The sequence below is a fragment of the Neobacillus rhizosphaerae genome, assembly GCF_937468385.1.
In the GTDB taxonomy this organism is placed as follows: domain Bacteria; phylum Bacillota; class Bacilli; order Bacillales; family Cytobacillaceae; genus Neobacillus; species Neobacillus rhizosphaerae.
Genome location: NZ_CALBWS010000032.1, coordinates 45166 through 62104 on the forward strand (window position 1 = coordinate 45166; position 16939 = coordinate 62104).

The window sequence follows — 16939 nt, forward strand, 5'->3', positions numbered from 1 at the left end:
ATCTTTTTGCCCGTTTTGAAAACAAAAGCCTGAGTTCAGTAGGCAAGACGTAAGTAATCCAAAGTCCACCCTTTTCTTTTTTGTACAAAGATGGTTTTGCATAGACCTAATAAGGACTATGCTTTTTTGTGTTTCCTTAGGTTAGTGAACTTTCCTAGTAATAGGAAAAAAACATAAATGTAGAAGTTTAACTTTGTTGTTATGATTTAATCAAACAAAAGGAGGACAAACATTATGACAGAAAAAGTTTTATTAGTTTGTGGGGCTGGAGCATCATCTGGTTTTATGGCGGCAGCTGCTCGAAAGGCTACCAAAAAATTAAATATAGATATTGAATTTAAAGCTAAAAGTGAGTCAGAAATTGGTGAACATTTAAACAGCATTGATTTACTGTTAATTGCCCCGCATTTGAAATACATGATTGACGATGTAAAAGGTGCATGTGAAGAAGCAGGCGTTAAATACGGCATCATTCCACAAAGAGTGTATGGATCGTTAGACGGTCAAGGTTTAGTTAAAGTTGCCGAAGAGCATTTACAGGGCGGTGATCAATAATGGAGCAAATAAGTAAAGAACAACTGGCATTAGTTTCTATGAATGTCATCCTACATGCTGGTAACGCACGCGATTATGTTTTTCAAGCCGTTGACAAAGCCTCAAATGGAGATTTCGATCAAGCAGATGAACTAATGCAAAAAGCAAATGACGAAATCGTTACGGCTCATAAAGCTCAAACCAATACGCTGCAACTAGAAGCTGAAGGTATTGATATTCCGTATTCACCGTTATTCGGCCATGCTCAAGATACATTGATGACAGTTAAATCAGAATTGAACATTATGCGGGAGATTATAAAACTTTACAAAAGAATCTAAGGGGTGAAAAAGATGGATAAATTTATGTCCTGGATGACCGATCGTTTTGCACCAAGGGTGAATAAGATCGCGAAAAACCCTTGGGTTGCATCCGTCCAAAGCGCTATCTTGACGGCAATGCCGATGGTTTTTATCGGTTCGTTTGCTACCATATTGTCAATTGTTAAGGATTATTGGAAGGGCTTTCCTGATTTTTCTTTACTCAGTACATTCTCATTCGGTCTATTCTCGTTATTTTTAGCTTATTTAATACCAGAAGCAGTCATGAACAATAAAGGCCATAAGGAAGTTTCCAAACAAGCAGGACTTGCCGGGCTGGCGTTTTTCTTAATACTGGTCTATCCAACCATCACTGCAGAAGGTCAAATAAGGTTTGATCTAAATTCATTTGGCACAGCTGGCATGATTGCTGCTTTGATTGCGGGGTTGTTTGTTGGCATTGTCATGAATCTTTTCTCCAAATGGAAAATCATTGGTGAGGATTCTGCCATTCCAGACTTTGTTGCTACTTGGTTTAACACGTTAATTCCGATTACGTTGATCTTATTAGTTGGTTGGGTTTTTACATTTGAATTGCATATCAACTTATATCATGTAATCAATTCAATCTTTTTACCGTTAATTAATCTTGGACAAGGGTTCTGGGGATTTGTATTGGTGTTCTTCCTTGGCTTCGCATTCTTGTATACTTTTGGGATTTCAAGCTGGGTTTTATATCCGGTTCAAATTGCTATTGCTTTACCGGCTATTGCCCAAAACCAAGCAAACTTTGAGGCGGGCAAAGCAGTAACGAATATCTTTACGAACGAGGCAGCTGCTATATTCCTTATCGGCGGCGGCGGCGCAACATTTGCGCTATGTATCATGTTAGCATTTATGGCTAAATCACAAAGACTAAGAATGATCGGAAAAGCATCTCTTATTCCTTCCATATTTAATATTAACGAACCAATTGTGTTTGGTGCGCCGATTGCCTTTAACCCGATTTTGATGGTACCAATGTGGATTATTGGTTTAGTAGGACCTATTTTGACTTGGATTGTCATGAAAATTGGTTTGGTGCCAATTCCACACAAACCATTTCAACTTTGGTACACACCTGGACCAATCCAAAGCTGGATTGTTACTGAATCCATTCGTGGATTGATTTTCTTCATTATACTGTTTGCTATTTCGTGGATTATCTATTATCCATTTTTCAAGATTTACGATAAACAAGCCGTTCAACAAGATTTAGAATTAGCAGAGGAAGGAGAATAACACTTATGAGACAGAATAAATATGCAGCTTTTCCAAAAGACTTCTTGTGGGGCGGCGCCATTGCCGCAAGCCAAGCTGATGGTGCTTACAGTGAAGATGGGAAACTACCCAATTTATCCGATGTTCAACCATATCTCAAAGGAATGTCAAATGAAGAAATTCAAAAATTGGAAATGCAAGGCATGACTTTAGACGAAGTAAAAAAGAATCTTGTCGATACAACCCATTACTATCCTAAACGCCATGGTATTGACTTCTATCATACTTTTGAAAGCGATTTAGAATTATTAGCCGAAATGGGCTTTAAAACGTTCAGAACCTCCATTGATTGGTCAAGAGTTTTCCCTAACGGGGATGAAACCGAACCTAACGAAGCAGCTTTAAAGCACTACGACAAGATGATTGATAAGATGAAGTCACTCGGAATCGAACCAATCATAACCATGCTGCATTATGAAACACCCATTAACATCACATTGCAGTATGGTGGTTGGAAAAATAAAGAAGTCATTGATATGTTTGAACGTTATGGTAAAGTGTTGCTGGAACGCTTTGGAGATCGAGTGAAGTATTGGATTGTTATTAACCAAATTAACATGATTCAAATCGAACCATTCTTGTCTTTAGGTATATGTAAAGATCAATATGATCATATTGAAGAGGCAGAATATCAAGCCGTTCACAATCAAATGGTAGCCTCAGCTAAAATTCAAAAGTACGCTAAAACATTAAATTATGACTTAGAAATCGGTACAATGGTTGCTGACGGAACTGTCTATCCATATTCATGTAAACCAGATGACGTTGTGTTGGCCATGCAGCATAATCGTATGCAATATTTCTTCACAGATGTTCAATTTCGTGGCGAGTATCCGAGATATGCTTTACATTACTTCGAGGAAAACAATTTGAATCTTGATATTACAGAGGAAGAAATAAAACTGTTGAGAGAAAATACGATGGATTACCTTGCCATTTCCTATTATTTCTCACAAATGGTTGATTCAACGAGGAATGTGAATAAAGCGGATTCAACTACGGTAAATCCAAATTTAGAGGCTAATCCATGGGGTTGGAATGTGGATCCACAGGGGTTATATCATACACTTTCTCACTATTGGGATCGTTATCAGAAACCAATTGTTATTGCAGAAAACGGGTTTGGAATGTACGACAAACTTGAGGACGGCAAAGTTCATGACGATTATCGTATATCCTATTTAGGTGATCATATCGAACAGGTGGGTCGTTCAATACAAGATGGCGCTAATGTTATTGCCTACTGTGCTTGGGGACCAATTGATATTATTAGTTGTTCTTCACAACAAATGTCAAAACGTTACGGTTTTATCTATGTTGATTTAGACGATGAAGGTAATGGATCTGGGGTTCGAATGAGGAAAGATAGTTTTTATTGGTATAAACAAGTCATATCAACGAATGGTTCAGAAGTTTAATACACAAAAAAGGGGAGGGGTAGGTGTGCTCCCTTTTTTACTATATAAGGACTGATTTGATGAGCAAAACCGATATGTTACTAGATTGTCTTAAAAGACATTCAAGTAAAGACTTTATATCTGCAAAAACATTAGCTGATTTATTAGGCGTAACGGATCGAACAATTCGCCATTACGTTAAATCAATAAATGACGAACAGCCTAATCTGATTGAGTCCAGCAGAGTAGGATATAGGTTAAGGGATCATACTACCAAAGTTGTTAAACATTTAGAAAATGCCAATCACATTGATAATCGTCGTTTTTATATTCTCAGACGACTTATTAAGAGTTCTGACCGTGGCTTAGACCTATTCGACTTAGCGGATACGCTGTATATCTCAGACGCAACTATACGTGCTGATATGAACTACCTCAATCGTTTAGTGACTAAAAATGGCTTACAAATCATTCAGCAGAATAATCGTTACGTGCTTACGGGGGATGAGAAGAGTCGTAGGAAAGTGATGATCGATTTAATTGACTTCTCAAAACCAACAAAAACATCCATTGATGAAGAAGTTCAAAAACTCTTAGGGGACGTCTCGCTTCAAGAGTTGATGAAATTAAGTAAGAACAGTTTTGAAAAGTATAGTGTTCATCCAAACACTTATTTCTTCAAAAACTTCATCGTACATTTAGCTATTGCGATTGACCGTGTAACTGATAACGAACAATTAGAACAAAGTTCATTCCTAATCAATAATCGAAATACAACAAGTTTCAAAATCGTTAACGATATAACAGATAAACTTAACAAAATATATAATACTCAGTTTTCTCAGGCGGATAAAGACGAATTGGCGTTTCTTTTTTATGGCCAAATAAAAGATGATGAGAAGTCATTGGATGATTATACTAACAACAAAGTTTCTCAAGCATTAGAACATGCCATTCAAGAAATTGGGGAAGTCTACCTGCTTGATTTTAGCGATGATCAATTTAAAACACGGCTATTAATCCATGTGCAAAACTTATACAATCGTCTAATGCAAAACAAATATACAAGAAACCTGAGTGTATTGAATATCCGGATTAAACACCCGATTATTTTTGATATTGCAGTATATCTAGCTTCGGTGCTGTCGAATGATTTGAACGTTGAAATTAATGACGATGAAATTGCTTTTATTGCTTTACACATTGGGTCATTCTTAAATAGTCAACAAGATGAAAATAACAAAATTAAAACGGTTATTATCACACCAACATATCATCAACAACAAACTGAAATTGAACAGTATATTCAAAAACATTTTGATGATGATTTGGAGATTGAAGGGACTTTTGAAGACATTAGTGATTTAAATCCGCTAACATCTTCTGAATTAGTCATAACAACGCAAAATGTTGAACATTTTGGAAATGGTTTTGCAACCGCTAATGCTGAAATAGTGAGTATTCACGAATTTATGACTAAACGCGATACTGCCTTAATCAGGCGTGCAATTGAAAAAATCAAACATAACAAGTATTTAAACTTTCTCAGAGAAAAAATGCCAGAATTAGTTAGAGAGAAGTTTTTCTTCAACATTAGTGATGACTCCCCAAAAGAGCAAATTATGAAGACTATAGCTGATGTCTTTCAACAGAACGGTTATGTAGATGATGACTACCTGAAGAAATTGAATGAACGCGAAAAAGTTTCTTCTACTGCTTTTCCAAGTGGTGTAGCAATTCCTCACACAATGAAGTTTGAGGCAAAAAAGACAGGTTTAATGATTCTAAAGCCTGTCACTCAAATTGATTGGGACAGTATTAAAGTTAAACTAATCATTGGAATTGCCGTCAACAAGGAAGACTCACAAATGTTTAACATGATTTTCCCTCGAATTATTGAATTGATTGCAGAACCGTATAACATTAACTATCTTGTTGGGGCGGATACTAGACATGAACTTATTCATCGTTTAATTGAATTAATGGCAAAAGATAATTACTTTTCGGAATAATCCGTACTGATTAGTGGAGTTAATATAAAAATGTGGACACGATTTGGTTTGGATGTTGATAAGCTCATGGAAAAAGATACTTTTTTTTTAAAAGATACCACTTTACAAGTAAGTTATTTCTTTTGAAAATTCCTTTCGATTAATAATTCTCCCGATAGAGAAACGCAATTAAATCGGCATCCTGTTCGATTTGACCGCTTTCTCTCAGGTCCGAAAGGTTGGGCGCTTGTCTTGACGGCATTCGACCCCGGGTTTTAACAGCTGAAAGGACGCAAGATTCTTGCGACTTTAGTCGTGGGAGGTTCAAGAGCAAGATAAGAGCTGCAAGTATCGTCTACTTGCAGTCCCTTCCACCGCCCCTTTTCCATACAAAAAAGAGCCTTGCCTAAAGGAGTTCTTTACCACTCCTTCTGGGCAAGGCATAAACTATTCTTTTATTTACCTGTTAAAGCGGTATACGCATTTGCTTCGCCCGATCCAAAAAGAGGGTCTTGGCCCTTTTTCCCAAAATCAAATGCCGTCTTTTTGATTAGTGCCTCCACTTGGGATGGGGTATAATCCGGATGTTCAGCCTTAATTACTCCCGCGATTCCAGCTACTTTTGGTGCAGCCATAGAAGTTCCATGTAAGTAAGCGTAGTTAGGAGTTAATGTCGTTGCTTTATTTGGCGGTAAATTGGTTGGCCAAGTTGATAGCGTCCGATACGTAAAATCACGTTTAGCTAAATCACGTGTGGCATCATAGACCGGTCCATTGTCTCCCCCAGGGGCCGCTACATCGATAAAACTATTTCCATAGTTCGAATAGAATGCTAACGTATCCCTTGACCACTTATTGGAAGACGACACGGTCATAACTCCTGGAGTACCGCCTGGTGTCTCAATAGCTACACCTTTATAGATTAGATTTTCATCCCCATATGCTGCATTCATATAGTCAGTGAGTGACTTTTTATCAGCATAATTTAAGGATTCATTCCCCGCAGCGGCGACAACGGTTACCTTTTTATTTAGTGCATACTGGACAGCCCGTTTCCAAAGGATGACATCAGCGACATCATTATAACGAGTGCCTTCATTGTAATACTTCAGATTATCGAACCCGCCAATCGACATGTTAATAACATCGACTCCATCGTTCGCAGCTTCAATGATTGCTGCTACGATTGGGGCAGTTGGAGCGCTTCCACTGGAATCAAAAATACGGTAAGCACGAATTCCTAAATCAGGACCGACACCCTTTACTTTCCCATTACCAGCGATTGAACCAGCCACATGTGTACCGTGACCATTCGTATCTGTCACATCACTAGGATTACCCTGTTCTGCTGGAACACTATTATTATAGCCACCCGCTGGAACAAAGTTCTTACCTCCGATGAAGTTTGCCTTTAAATCTGGATGACTTGCATCAATACCAGAGTCGATAATTCCTACAACGGCCTTATGAACCACACCGCTACTTGTCTTTGTTCCACCGGATTCTACTGCATACGATTTCCCTTCATTGGTTAAACGGTGCATATCCCACTGCAGGCTCCAATATGTACCATCGGAATCTTCTTGAAGAGTTACAGGTTTACCATCAGCCCCCGCGGGATCACCATCGGTTATTTTATAGGACTTTTCAACATTGACAGCAACAATTGAGTTTGAATTCAATTGGTTGAGAAAACTAGGATTTGTTGAGCGAACTTCCAATCCACCAATCTCTTTAATTTCTCTTACTACTTCTCCACCAGCTTTTTTAATCGCAGTTTGATAGTCTTTAGGTAATGACTGACCATAAGCAATAAGGTAATTTTTACTTACAGTCTGTTCGCTTGCAGATGTGTGGGCACTAGTTGAAAAAGATAATAGAGACATTGCCAAAACACTACTAGCTACAATAGCTAGTCCCCTTTTTTTATTTCTCACAGAAAAACCTCCTCTATTCATTTCCTAACATTCTAATTTTATATCCATCAGTGATAGATTGAAACAAAAAGTTCTCGATAAAGAACGACATTATCGATGGAAATTGACTAATTCTGTCAATCCTGGGGTCAGACCCCCACTCAGCTAAAGTTTAAAGCGGTAAAGGGTCTTAAAGCAGGCTGCGCCATATTTAATTAAACGTTTGATTAGTGTTGAGATATCGGGGAATGAGATGAAAAAATGATCGTTTATAGAGAAATCGTTCATTTGATTGAATGGAGAGGTGGTTTCCATTAATATCTGCTGAAATGGCTGACAATCTTTTTACCCGTTTATGAAACAAAAGCCTGAGATAACAGGGGCTCCAGCGGATGTAATCAAACGTTTGATTAGTTTTTTCATATAGAGAAGGAGGTTGAAATTTGTCTGTACGGACGGGAAGTGGTTGAAAAAGCTAGAATGGAATTGGTTACCCATATTATTCCCGTCAATATTTTTAAGAGCTAAGGAGTATAAACGCCTATATAACAAGGCTTTTTGCGTATTTAATCAAACGTTTGGTTAGGAAGAAACAGGGGTAAATCTAGTCGAAATATTAGACAGTTTCGCTGTGTCACTGGTGGATATTGTCCATTAGAGCTCTCCTATTAGACAGTTTCGCCGCGATACTCGGGGATATTGTCCGATAGGTCTCTTCTAATAGACAGTTTCACCGAGGCACTGGGGGATATTGTCCTTTAGAGCACCCCTATTAGACAGTATCACCGTGTCACTTGTGGATTTTGTCCTTTAGAGCACCCTTATTAGACAGTATCACCGTGTCGCTTGTGGATATTGTCCTTTAGAGCACTTCTATTAGACAGTATCACCGTGTCACGGGGGGAAATTGGCCTTTAGAAATCTTCTAATAGACAGTTTCACCGAGGCACTTAGGAATATTGTCCTTTAAATCTCTCCTATTAGACAGTTTCACTGGGACAAGGGGCCTATCCCCGGGTTACTCAAGAGAAAGGTAAGAGCTGCAATTATCGTTACTTGCAGTCCCTTCCACCAATCTCTACTTAATAATAAGGCCGTGCAATTTCTTTCTGGCACCATTCCGCCACTGCTTTACTGCAGAAATAGATACCTGCTCCTGTTCAGCGATTTCCCTGATCGATAAAAACTGTAAGCAGGAGGCGAGGACCCATTTCGTTTCTTTTTCCGTTAGACCTTGACAATAGGAGAGCAGCAGCTCGATTTCAAGCGGCTGATGGGAGCCTTGATCCTCAATAGTGTCCCAATACTCTTCCTTTGGATAGATGCTTTTGTCTTTTTGTTTAGTTGCAGTGCTCAGTTCCGTTAAGATTTTTCCTTTGATATACGAATAGGCATAATTACTGAATTTCCCCTTTTCCGCATTAAAGCGATTACTAGCTTCCCAAAGTCCTATTAAACCTGTTTGATAGAACTCCTCCTGGTTATGATAAATATTTAGTGAGTGGATGATTTTATGAATCATCGGTTCATATTGTGTGGCTAATTGCTCAAAGTTTTCCACTTGCCAATCCTTTTTGGTAGCGCGCTTCCGATTATTCCTAGGTAGCTCTAACATACAGCGAAAGAAGAGTTTCATCGAACTTCCAAAATTCATTTTTGAAGCGAAAAATAGGATGAAAATGCATTTTTAGCTCTCAAAATTAACTTTTGAGTTAAAAAAATGCATTTTCGAGCGTTTTTATATAGAAATTCAGTTTTTAGGTAATTTCTTGATTTGAAATACCATTTATAAAGAAATACAGATTGTGACATTATTTTTCAGCAAAGGAATGGGGAAAGTGTTTATGGACACAGGCTGAAGGCATTTTTAATTAAACGTTTGAGTAGTATCGGAATAAAGGAGAACCAGTAGAATCATGGAGGTTCATAAGAATGGAATCATTTTCAGTAGGATAATGTCCTTTTTTCTGATAAAACCTTAACGGTTCATTGACAAAATTTTTTCTCATCAGATGAATAAATTCACTATATAGCAATGATTACACAGTAATTAATTAAACGATTGAATAGTATATCATATACGGAAAATGATCGATATTTGCACTTTAAGAGGGCGTAAAGGCTTAGAATCTTATGGAGTGAAAGTCTCCTGTCATTAGTTGACCGATTCGGATGACAAGCATACCCAATGGGGAGGGGGTAACGAACTATTTTCTGCTTGGAAGTAAAAGTTACGGCTGTCTAGTCTATTACGAAGGTAACACCAAACAAAAAAGGAGAAGTATTTTCAATCAATTGATAGGAACTTTAGGAGCTAACAATCGACATTCTTTTTGGGGATGTTACTACAAAAAGTCTTTGTTTACCTGAGATTGATTCGCTACTAATCAAACGTTTGAGTAGTAGGGAAATGGCGGGGAATGAATCGAATGATGTAAGTTCAGGAGAAACCAATCTCATTTTGTGGAAAGGTAAGTTTTTACCTGCGAAATTCTCTTGCGGTTCTCGACAATCTTCCTTTTTGCTTGGTGGGGAAAAATCTTATAAGTCAGTACTTGCAGCTGATTCAACCAAACGTTTGATTAGTATAGCCTATATGGAATTTAGTCGAATGGATGTCGCTTAATGTACTACCTTGATAAGAGCGGTGCCGTGCAAATGGGATGGCTAAAAGACGGTGCGAAATGGTACTACCTTGATAAGAGCGGTGCCATGCAACAGGCTGGCTGAAAGATAGCGCGAAATGGTATTACCTCAACAACAGTGGTACTATGCAAACGAGTTGGGTAACGATTTCTGGAAAACGATACTTCTTCAATAGTAGTGGAGTATGGGTGAAATAATCTAGTATAGTTAAACTGTATGATAAAAGGGAGACTACAATTGTGAAGTTGTAGTCTCCCTTTTTGTGAAAAAAAGTGATAAGAAAAAGAATCCTGCTGAGAAAATAGCAATCGAGACGTTGCTCCAATCCAAGGTAACTTAATAAAAGATAAGTATTCGGATAGGAGAATTGTAGATGTATTTATTCAATCTCTAATTGTTTAAAAAGTCCTGTTTTATATTCTCTGCTTAAAGTATGAGCTTTTTTATATAGCAAATTCTTTTTCCCTTTGTTTAGTTCTCCTACAAATTTAACCACAACTTTCCCCTTCATTTCAGTCCACAACAGATTGAACTCTATTAAATAGTTCTTAACCGGTCCTTCATAAATGTTCGGATCAATAGTGATTCCTTTAGTCCACGATTCTTGGTCTGTGACGATAATGGCTTTGTTAAGCTTTTTCTTTTTCATCATTCTTAATGCATCCAGTAATGCAAGGAGTTCGCACACAATGGGTTTCGTTGTTTTAATTTTCCTAACATTGGATACACCGGTAACTGTATCCCTATTTTCAACTAGCAGCAATCCGGTCCCCGCAGTGGAATTGTCAAAATTATAAGAACCATCAACGATCATAATGGGAACTTCCTTTGGAACATCTTTACATACATGCATTAGAAATTTTTTCTTTTGGCCTCCAGTAGACGACATTCCTTTCGTTGTGGTTTTAGAACCTCTCCGATAATATTTCAAGATATCCTGCATGTTGAAAAAAATCTTTTCTCCGACTCTTTCAAAAGGCAGCCCTTTTTTACACTGGGAGATGTAGATTTCTTTCGTTATTCGTAACGTAGTCAAAACGATATCTTCTGATACATATTCTTTTAAGGTTCGCCCTTTTTTATCTACAAATTCTCTCTCTAAACGTTCCTGTGATGGCTGATAGGACTCTAGCCATTTCAATACCTCACCTTCCAAAAACCTATATTCATTGCCTATCAAATAGTGAGGCATTCCATCCTCTAGATATGCATTCATTTGAGCTTTTGTTGCTTTTATTTTTCCCATTAATTCGCTCCTTAATAGTAAAGGAGTCGGGGACTTCTGTTGTGTATTTTCGATCACTCTCACCCACGTTCTCTACTTATGTTGATTTACATAAATTATACTATCTTAGTAAATGGAATAAAACCAAAAATTGGGAAGTCTGGTATCGGTCAACTCTTTTTCGAATGTTGCTGACATTTTTATCGTTTAATGGATAGTACATCCAAACGGGACCATGCTTGTGGGAAATTTAAAGCGTATCCGCTATTCCTTAGAAAACATCCTTCAGATGCTATGATATGCAAAAGCTAGCAATTGATACAGAAATGAAACAAGCTGAACTTATGTCTCGTAATGAAGTATTAACACTACCACGTGAGCCAGCCTTGTATTTATTATTGGAGATAATGAGAAGTTCATAATATTGGAAAAATAATAGGTAGGACCGCACATCAAAAAATAGTATAATAGTTATGGATTCCAGACTACATAAAATCATAGGGGGATTTTTTTATGCGTAAATTTGGCTTTATCATGTTGGTATTAGCTATGACATTACTTGCTGCTTGCTCGTCCAATGAACAAGCTACCAACTCAGATAAGAAAAAGTCATCAACTGAAAACAAGGAAGAAAAGAAGAACGAAGCAGTATCTGTGGATAAAGGTCTATTAAACGTAGAAGTAACATTGCCAGCTTCAATGTTTGAAGGAGAGGATATAGATACTGTTATTGCCAATGCGAAAAAGGATGGAGTAAAAGAAGTAACCAAGAACGAAGATGGTTCTTTGACTTATAAAATGTCTAAGTCGAAACATAAGGAGATGATGAAAGAATTAGAAACAAGCATCAAAGATTCTATCGAAGAGTCGAAGACAAGTGGAGATTTTGCTTCTATAAAGGACATAACTCATAATGATTCATTTTCTGAGTTTACCCTTTTAGTAGATAAAACCTCTTATGAAAATAGTATGGATGGATTTGCTGCTCTTGGTTACGGTATATCTGGAATGATGTATCAAATGTTTAACGGGGCAGATGCAGATAATACGAAGGTGACTATTATCATTAAAGATGAAGCTACTCAAGAGACTTTCGATGAAATAGTATATCCAGATGCTTTAAAAGATTCAGATACTAATTAAATTTTTTTCAATGAATCATATATGTATTTTAGGAGGATTTTAAATGCAATTTAATTTGAAAAAAATGCTTAGTCTATCTCTAATTGGCTTACTTACCGTTGCTGTGCTTGGAGCTTGCGGTCAGGACACTAAAGATGTTTCTATCAAATCTGATGATAATAAACAAGAGTCAACCAAAAAAACAAGTGATACTAATAAGTCGGAAGGTACAGAGAAAAAAGAAGAGACTAAATCTAAACTTGGGTCTCGAACCAATCCAGTACCATTTCAAACAACTGCCAAAGTTGAAGACGAGTTGTTCAATGATAACGGAGACTCTTTTCCAATTAAATTTGATTTAACGGTAGTTGAAGTTGTTCGCGGCGATGCTGCTTTCCAAAAGTTAAAATCTATGAATGAATTTAATGAACCAGCTCCAGAGGGATACGAATGGGTTCTAGCTAAAACGAAAGTTAAATTCACTGAATCAGAAACACAAGATTTAGCTTTCCGTATAGATGGAATAATGAATTTTAAAATGGTAAGTGAAAGTGGAGATATTTATAGTGGGGATGTAATTGCAACTACAGAACCTGACTTTAGTTTCGAAATGTACGTAGGGAACGAGAAAGAGGGTTATATTACCGGTCTAGTCAAAACAGGTGAAAAAGCTCAACTTCGTTATGAAGAGATATTGGATGGGCAAGTTTTCTTTAATTTACAATAAACTTATTTAAAAAAACAGCAGGATAACTTCTGCTGTTTTTATGTGCGCTTGGCAGCGCTTCGCTCTAATGGGTGAAAGTCTATTCACTACTATCCCCTGCTCTGACTTCTCACCCTCCATAGTCAATTTCTCGTCCATCGCGGCTTTGAAAGAGATTTACCACCTACGGTGAAGAAGATGAGAGCTTGGCTGGTAAATCGACATTAAAGGACACCTTTCTACTTAGAAACAAAATTTGTGTGTAGCTGGCGCAACAACCAGAAAAGGATTAATCTCTCATGAGTGCTACCCATAAAGGGTGCGACAGTCGGTGGTACACCGTGGTCGTTGGAGTCAGACTAACGGATGGGCTCAAACCACGGATATTAAAATAGACCTCCCTTTCTTTATCACCCTTTCCAAGGACAATTACGGATCGATTAATTCGTCTCAAGAGAAACAATTTCGCCTATTCTACAACCCGTTGAAAACATAAACTCAAATAAAGCCTTTTCCATTGGAGTAAAACACGCTTCCCTCAAATGCTCAATTTCCCTCTCTGTTAAAGATTTTGGAATTCATTTTTCTTGTTTAGATTCTTTGATTTTCGCGGCTGGATCTTTTGCAATATGTCCTTCTTCGTGTGACCAACGAAATATTGACTTAATAAATTGGATTCGATGAGATAAACTTGATGGTTTTAAGTGTTCACTGGAAGTTGCTAAGTATCCTTTCAATTGATCTGTCGTCGCTGATCCAATACTTCATCGTTAAAGTGTTGAATGAGTAACTTAGATTGGACTTGATATGCTTTTAATGTTTGTGTAGGAAACCCTTCAATCCTTTTTTCTGATTCGTAAGGTTCCCAGGCTTGAGATAACAGCAAAATAAATTCCTCCTTAAATTGGCTTTAATAGAGGAATTATTGCCTTGATTATTGAAATGAGCACGTTGATATTCAACTATAAGGGGCAGGTTAGTGTGACATGTCGTGAGTTCAGAAATCTTAATTGGAATTAAGAATAAAATTATCTATTATTTGTAAGAAAATTCTATATAATGAATTTAGGTAGGGCACTACAGTGTATCTGCGGTGCTCTATTTATATAAAATAAAAAGAGGGAGGCGAAACATTCAATGTCTAATGATAATGAGGTTTTATTAGATAAAGGAAATCAAAGTAATTCAAAAATGAAAGTAGAAAGGAAAGAGGGAGAACCGACTCCAGTTTTCAAAGGGGCTTCTTGGGCAGCGTTGTTAGTAGGTGTTACGGCTTATCTCATTGGCTTGTACAACGCAACGATGCAACTGAACGAAAAAGGATATTACTTTGCAGTTTTAGTATTCGGACTTTATTCAGCAGTATCTTTACAAAAAGCAGTAAGAGATAAAGATGAGGGAATACCAGTTACTAATATTTATTATGGTATTAGTTGGTTTGCACTTATTGTATCTATTGCATTAATGGCCATCGGTTTATACAATGCAGGAAGTATTGTTTTAAGCGAAAAGGGATTTTACGGTATGGCATTTGTTCTTAGTTTATTTGCAGCCATAACGGTTCAAAAAAATGTTAGAGATGCACAGAGGGCAAGAGAAAGAGATTAAGTTATTTTCCGTTGATTTGAAGAGGGGTGCTTACTCAATTCTGAGGAAGTGCTTGTTCGTCAACAGGCTGAATCTCAAAAAGAAGATGTAACAGACCCAGTAGAAGGTGAAGTAGACTATTTATTTGTCATTACAGACAACGAGAGGGTTCATTCTGCTTTTAAAGAAATTGTTGATGATTGGCGCTCGCACACTCGTGACTTTAGTCGTGAGGAAGGGTGTGTTTTTTTGTTTTTTTTCAAGAGTTAAAATATGACAAACGAACGCGCGTTTGGTAAAATAGACATATAAGTTAGGGGTGAATGTAATGGCAAAGCGGAAAACGACAGAAGAACGAAATAAAAAATTAGCAAAAGACGGTTTGAAGCTACGTCATTACGGTCTTAAACTCCGAATGGAACCTACAAAAAAACAAAAGTCGGTCATTCATCAAACGATTGGAAATGCTCGATTTACGTTTAATTTTTATCTTTCTGAAAAGTTGGAAGTTTATAAATTAACGAAAGAAACCTTGAAGTATGGTGAATTCAAAAAAGCCTTCAATGGGTTGAAAGACCATCCCTATTTCTCTTGGCTGAAAAAATCAGATAAGTTCGCTCTAGAATGTGCGATGGAACAAGTAGATAATGCGTTTGATCGGTTTTTCAAAAAGCAAAATGATTTCCCAAAATTCAAGTCCAAACATCGTTCTGAACAAAGTTACTCCACGAAAGAAACCAATAAAAACATCGAATTGAATATTGAAAATCAACAAGTTAAATTACCGAAGCTTGGTTGGATAAAAGTTTGAATCTCCAAGAAACATCGTCAAATGTTTCAGGAGAATGGAATTAATGCAAAAATTAAATCAGCCACGGTAAAATATCATAGTAGCGGACAATACTATGTTTCTTTGAAATGCGAAAAAAACGTTCAATTAGAAGAAGAAATCGACTGGTCTTCCGTTCCGGATGACCAAATTATTGGCTTGGATTTAGGATTAACCCATTTTTATATTGACTCCAATGGTAAAAAAGTAGAGAATCCAAACTATTTAAAAGAAAGTCTAATTAAACTGGCGAAGTTACAACGTCAGTTGAAGAATAAGAAAATAGGCAGTTCAAATTACAAAAAGCTACAGAAAAAAATAGCTAAACTTCATCTGCATATTGCAAACAAACGAAAAGATTTTTTACACAAAGAATCTCGTAAACTCGTAAACGAAAACCAAGTTATCATGTTGGAGGATTTAAATGTGAAAGGTCTGATTAAAAACAAAAAGTTGGCTCGCAGTATTGCCGATGTCAGTTGGTCTATGTTCAAGACATATATCTCCTATAAAGCAGCTTGGGACAATAAAAAGGTGGTTCTTGTGGACCGATTTTTTGCTTCTTCGAAGCAATGTAATGAATGTCATGAGAAAAACACACTTTTGTCTCTTTCAGACCGATTTTGGGTTTGCCCAAAATGTGGAACCCTTCAGGATAGAGATATTAATGCAGCCAAAAATATCAAAGAAGAAGGCATTCGCCTACTGCGAACCCCTTCTCTTGTAGCATAATTTTTACTATTTATCTTTTACCGCCGGAACGGCGGGGTGTGCCTGTCAGTATCAAAGATACTGTTTGTCGAGCTATTAGACAATGGAGAGAGTGTAAGACGTTCCTTATCGGAATGCGGTTCTCGATGAAGCAGGAATCCCATGGGCTTGGAAGTCTTTAAAAGGTTTTTAGTGTCCGAACGGACATTAGAATCCTGCGACTTTAGTCGTGGGAGGTTCAAATCTTGTCTTATTTAACAAACGGGGGCGTTGATCCAAGAAGGATTAACGCTATTTTTTAGAATTAACGCTTATATTTGTGGAAATTCCTCAACAACACTCAGTATAGTGAAAGAATCGACTGTAGCTCTTATTAAACAATCGGGCCATTTTCTTGAATAACACTCAACATCGAAATTGGGAAATTTATGTTAAAATATACTGAGAAGATTGTGAAGAAATTGCGTTACAAATTGAATAATTCTTCTATAATTTTAATAAAGGGGTAGCGTCACATCGCCATCAAGCTAACAATAACGAGTTACCCCAAAACGATAAAAACGAGTAAGATGCATAAAATTTTCGTTTTGGGGGTATTATGATTTCTTACCTTGATGGGCATGTGGCGGTACCCC

Annotated in this window: 16 protein-coding genes and 2 pseudogenes; 13 read left to right on the forward strand and 5 right to left on the reverse strand. The window is 37.2% G+C overall.

What is annotated here, in order from left to right; translation table 11 throughout:
- Positions 1-234 precede the first annotated feature (234 nt).
- The 5 genes from M5A78_RS19880 to M5A78_RS19900 are packed head-to-tail and all read left to right on the forward strand — an operon-like array spanning position 235 to position 5583.
- Positions 235-555: a PTS sugar transporter subunit IIB gene (locus M5A78_RS19880; protein ID WP_248737020.1), complete on the forward strand. Its 321-nt coding sequence runs from the start codon at positions 235-237 to the stop codon at positions 553-555.
- On the forward strand, positions 555-875 hold the full coding sequence (locus M5A78_RS19885; RefSeq protein ID WP_248737021.1) for a PTS lactose/cellobiose transporter subunit IIA: 321 nt from the start codon (positions 555-557) through the stop codon (positions 873-875). Before M5A78_RS19880 ends, M5A78_RS19885 begins: the two co-directional genes overlap by 1 nt.
- A gap of 12 nt (positions 876-887) precedes the next feature.
- Positions 888-2135 carry a PTS sugar transporter subunit IIC gene (locus M5A78_RS19890; RefSeq protein ID WP_248737022.1) on the forward strand — a complete coding sequence of 416 codons (1248 nt, stop codon included), beginning with the start codon at positions 888-890 and terminating at the stop codon, positions 2133-2135.
- A 5-nt stretch (positions 2136-2140) separates the two neighbouring features.
- Positions 2141-3592, forward strand: a complete 1452-nt coding sequence (locus M5A78_RS19895) for a glycoside hydrolase family 1 protein (protein WP_248737023.1) — start codon at positions 2141-2143, stop codon at positions 3590-3592.
- 59 nt (positions 3593-3651) lie between these two features.
- The gene (locus M5A78_RS19900; protein WP_248737024.1) at positions 3652-5583 is read left to right on the forward strand and encodes a BglG family transcription antiterminator; all 1932 of its coding nucleotides are present in this window, start codon (positions 3652-3654) and stop codon (positions 5581-5583) included.
- 142 nt (positions 5584-5725) lie between these two features.
- Here M5A78_RS19900 and M5A78_RS19905 read toward each other — a convergent pair.
- From M5A78_RS19905 to M5A78_RS19915, 3 genes and pseudogenes are all read right to left on the reverse strand, one after another.
- A pseudogene (locus M5A78_RS19905) lies at positions 5726-5841 on the reverse strand (DnaB-like helicase C-terminal domain-containing protein); the annotation flags it as partial.
- 176 nt (positions 5842-6017) lie between these two features.
- Positions 6018-7499, reverse strand: a complete 1482-nt coding sequence (locus tag M5A78_RS19910; protein WP_248737025.1) for a S8 family peptidase — start codon at positions 7497-7499, stop codon at positions 6018-6020.
- A gap of 1057 nt (positions 7500-8556) precedes the next feature.
- Positions 8557-9039: a sigma-70 family RNA polymerase sigma factor gene (locus M5A78_RS19915; protein ID WP_248737026.1), complete on the reverse strand. Its 483-nt coding sequence runs from the start codon at positions 9037-9039 to the stop codon at positions 8557-8559.
- An 849-nt stretch (positions 9040-9888) separates the two neighbouring features.
- On the opposite strand from M5A78_RS19915, the gene M5A78_RS19920 reads away from it, so the two are divergent.
- Genes M5A78_RS19920 through M5A78_RS19930 form a run of 3 tightly spaced genes read left to right on the forward strand, consistent with a single transcriptional unit; the run spans position 9889 to position 10321 of the window.
- Positions 9889-10104, forward strand: a complete 216-nt coding sequence (locus M5A78_RS19920) for a hypothetical protein (RefSeq protein ID WP_248737027.1) — start codon at positions 9889-9891, stop codon at positions 10102-10104.
- On the forward strand, positions 10104-10208 hold the full coding sequence (locus tag M5A78_RS19925; protein ID WP_248737028.1) for a hypothetical protein: 105 nt from the start codon (positions 10104-10106) through the stop codon (positions 10206-10208). The genes M5A78_RS19920 and M5A78_RS19925 overlap by 1 nt, the downstream gene beginning before the upstream one ends.
- Positions 10205-10321, forward strand: a complete 117-nt coding sequence (locus M5A78_RS19930; RefSeq protein ID WP_248737037.1) for a hypothetical protein — start codon at positions 10205-10207, stop codon at positions 10319-10321. Before M5A78_RS19925 ends, M5A78_RS19930 begins: the two co-directional genes overlap by 4 nt.
- A gap of 182 nt (positions 10322-10503) precedes the next feature.
- On the opposite strand, the gene M5A78_RS19935 is transcribed toward M5A78_RS19930, so the two are convergent.
- Positions 10504-11370, reverse strand: coding sequence for a reverse transcriptase-like protein (locus M5A78_RS19935; protein WP_248737029.1), 867 nt, complete (start codon positions 11368-11370; stop codon positions 10504-10506).
- 492 nt (positions 11371-11862) lie between these two features.
- On the opposite strand from M5A78_RS19935, the gene M5A78_RS19940 reads away from it, so the two are divergent.
- Positions 11863-12492, forward strand: a complete 630-nt coding sequence (locus M5A78_RS19940; protein ID WP_248737030.1) for a hypothetical protein — start codon at positions 11863-11865, stop codon at positions 12490-12492.
- A 43-nt stretch (positions 12493-12535) separates the two neighbouring features.
- On the forward strand, positions 12536-13198 hold the full coding sequence (locus tag M5A78_RS19945) for a hypothetical protein (protein WP_248737031.1): 663 nt from the start codon (positions 12536-12538) through the stop codon (positions 13196-13198).
- Positions 13199-13556: 358 nt separating this feature from the next.
- Here M5A78_RS19945 and M5A78_RS19950 read toward each other — a convergent pair.
- A pseudogene (locus tag M5A78_RS19950) lies at positions 13557-14063 on the reverse strand (tyrosine-type recombinase/integrase); the annotation flags it as partial.
- A gap of 251 nt (positions 14064-14314) precedes the next feature.
- Between M5A78_RS19950 and yiaA the strand changes: the two are divergent.
- The 3 genes from yiaA (at position 14315) to M5A78_RS19970 (ending at position 16325) form a co-directional block, all read left to right on the forward strand.
- Complete coding sequence (gene yiaA / locus M5A78_RS19955) at positions 14315-14785, forward strand: inner membrane protein YiaA (protein ID WP_248737032.1); 471 nt, start codon at positions 14315-14317, stop codon at positions 14783-14785.
- A gap of 307 nt (positions 14786-15092) precedes the next feature.
- On the forward strand, positions 15093-15575 hold the full coding sequence (locus tag M5A78_RS19965; protein ID WP_248737033.1) for a helix-turn-helix domain-containing protein: 483 nt from the start codon (positions 15093-15095) through the stop codon (positions 15573-15575).
- Positions 15576-15596: 21 nt separating this feature from the next.
- On the forward strand, positions 15597-16325 hold the full coding sequence (locus M5A78_RS19970) for a transposase (RefSeq protein WP_248737034.1): 729 nt from the start codon (positions 15597-15599) through the stop codon (positions 16323-16325).
- Positions 16326-16939 lie beyond the last annotated feature (614 nt).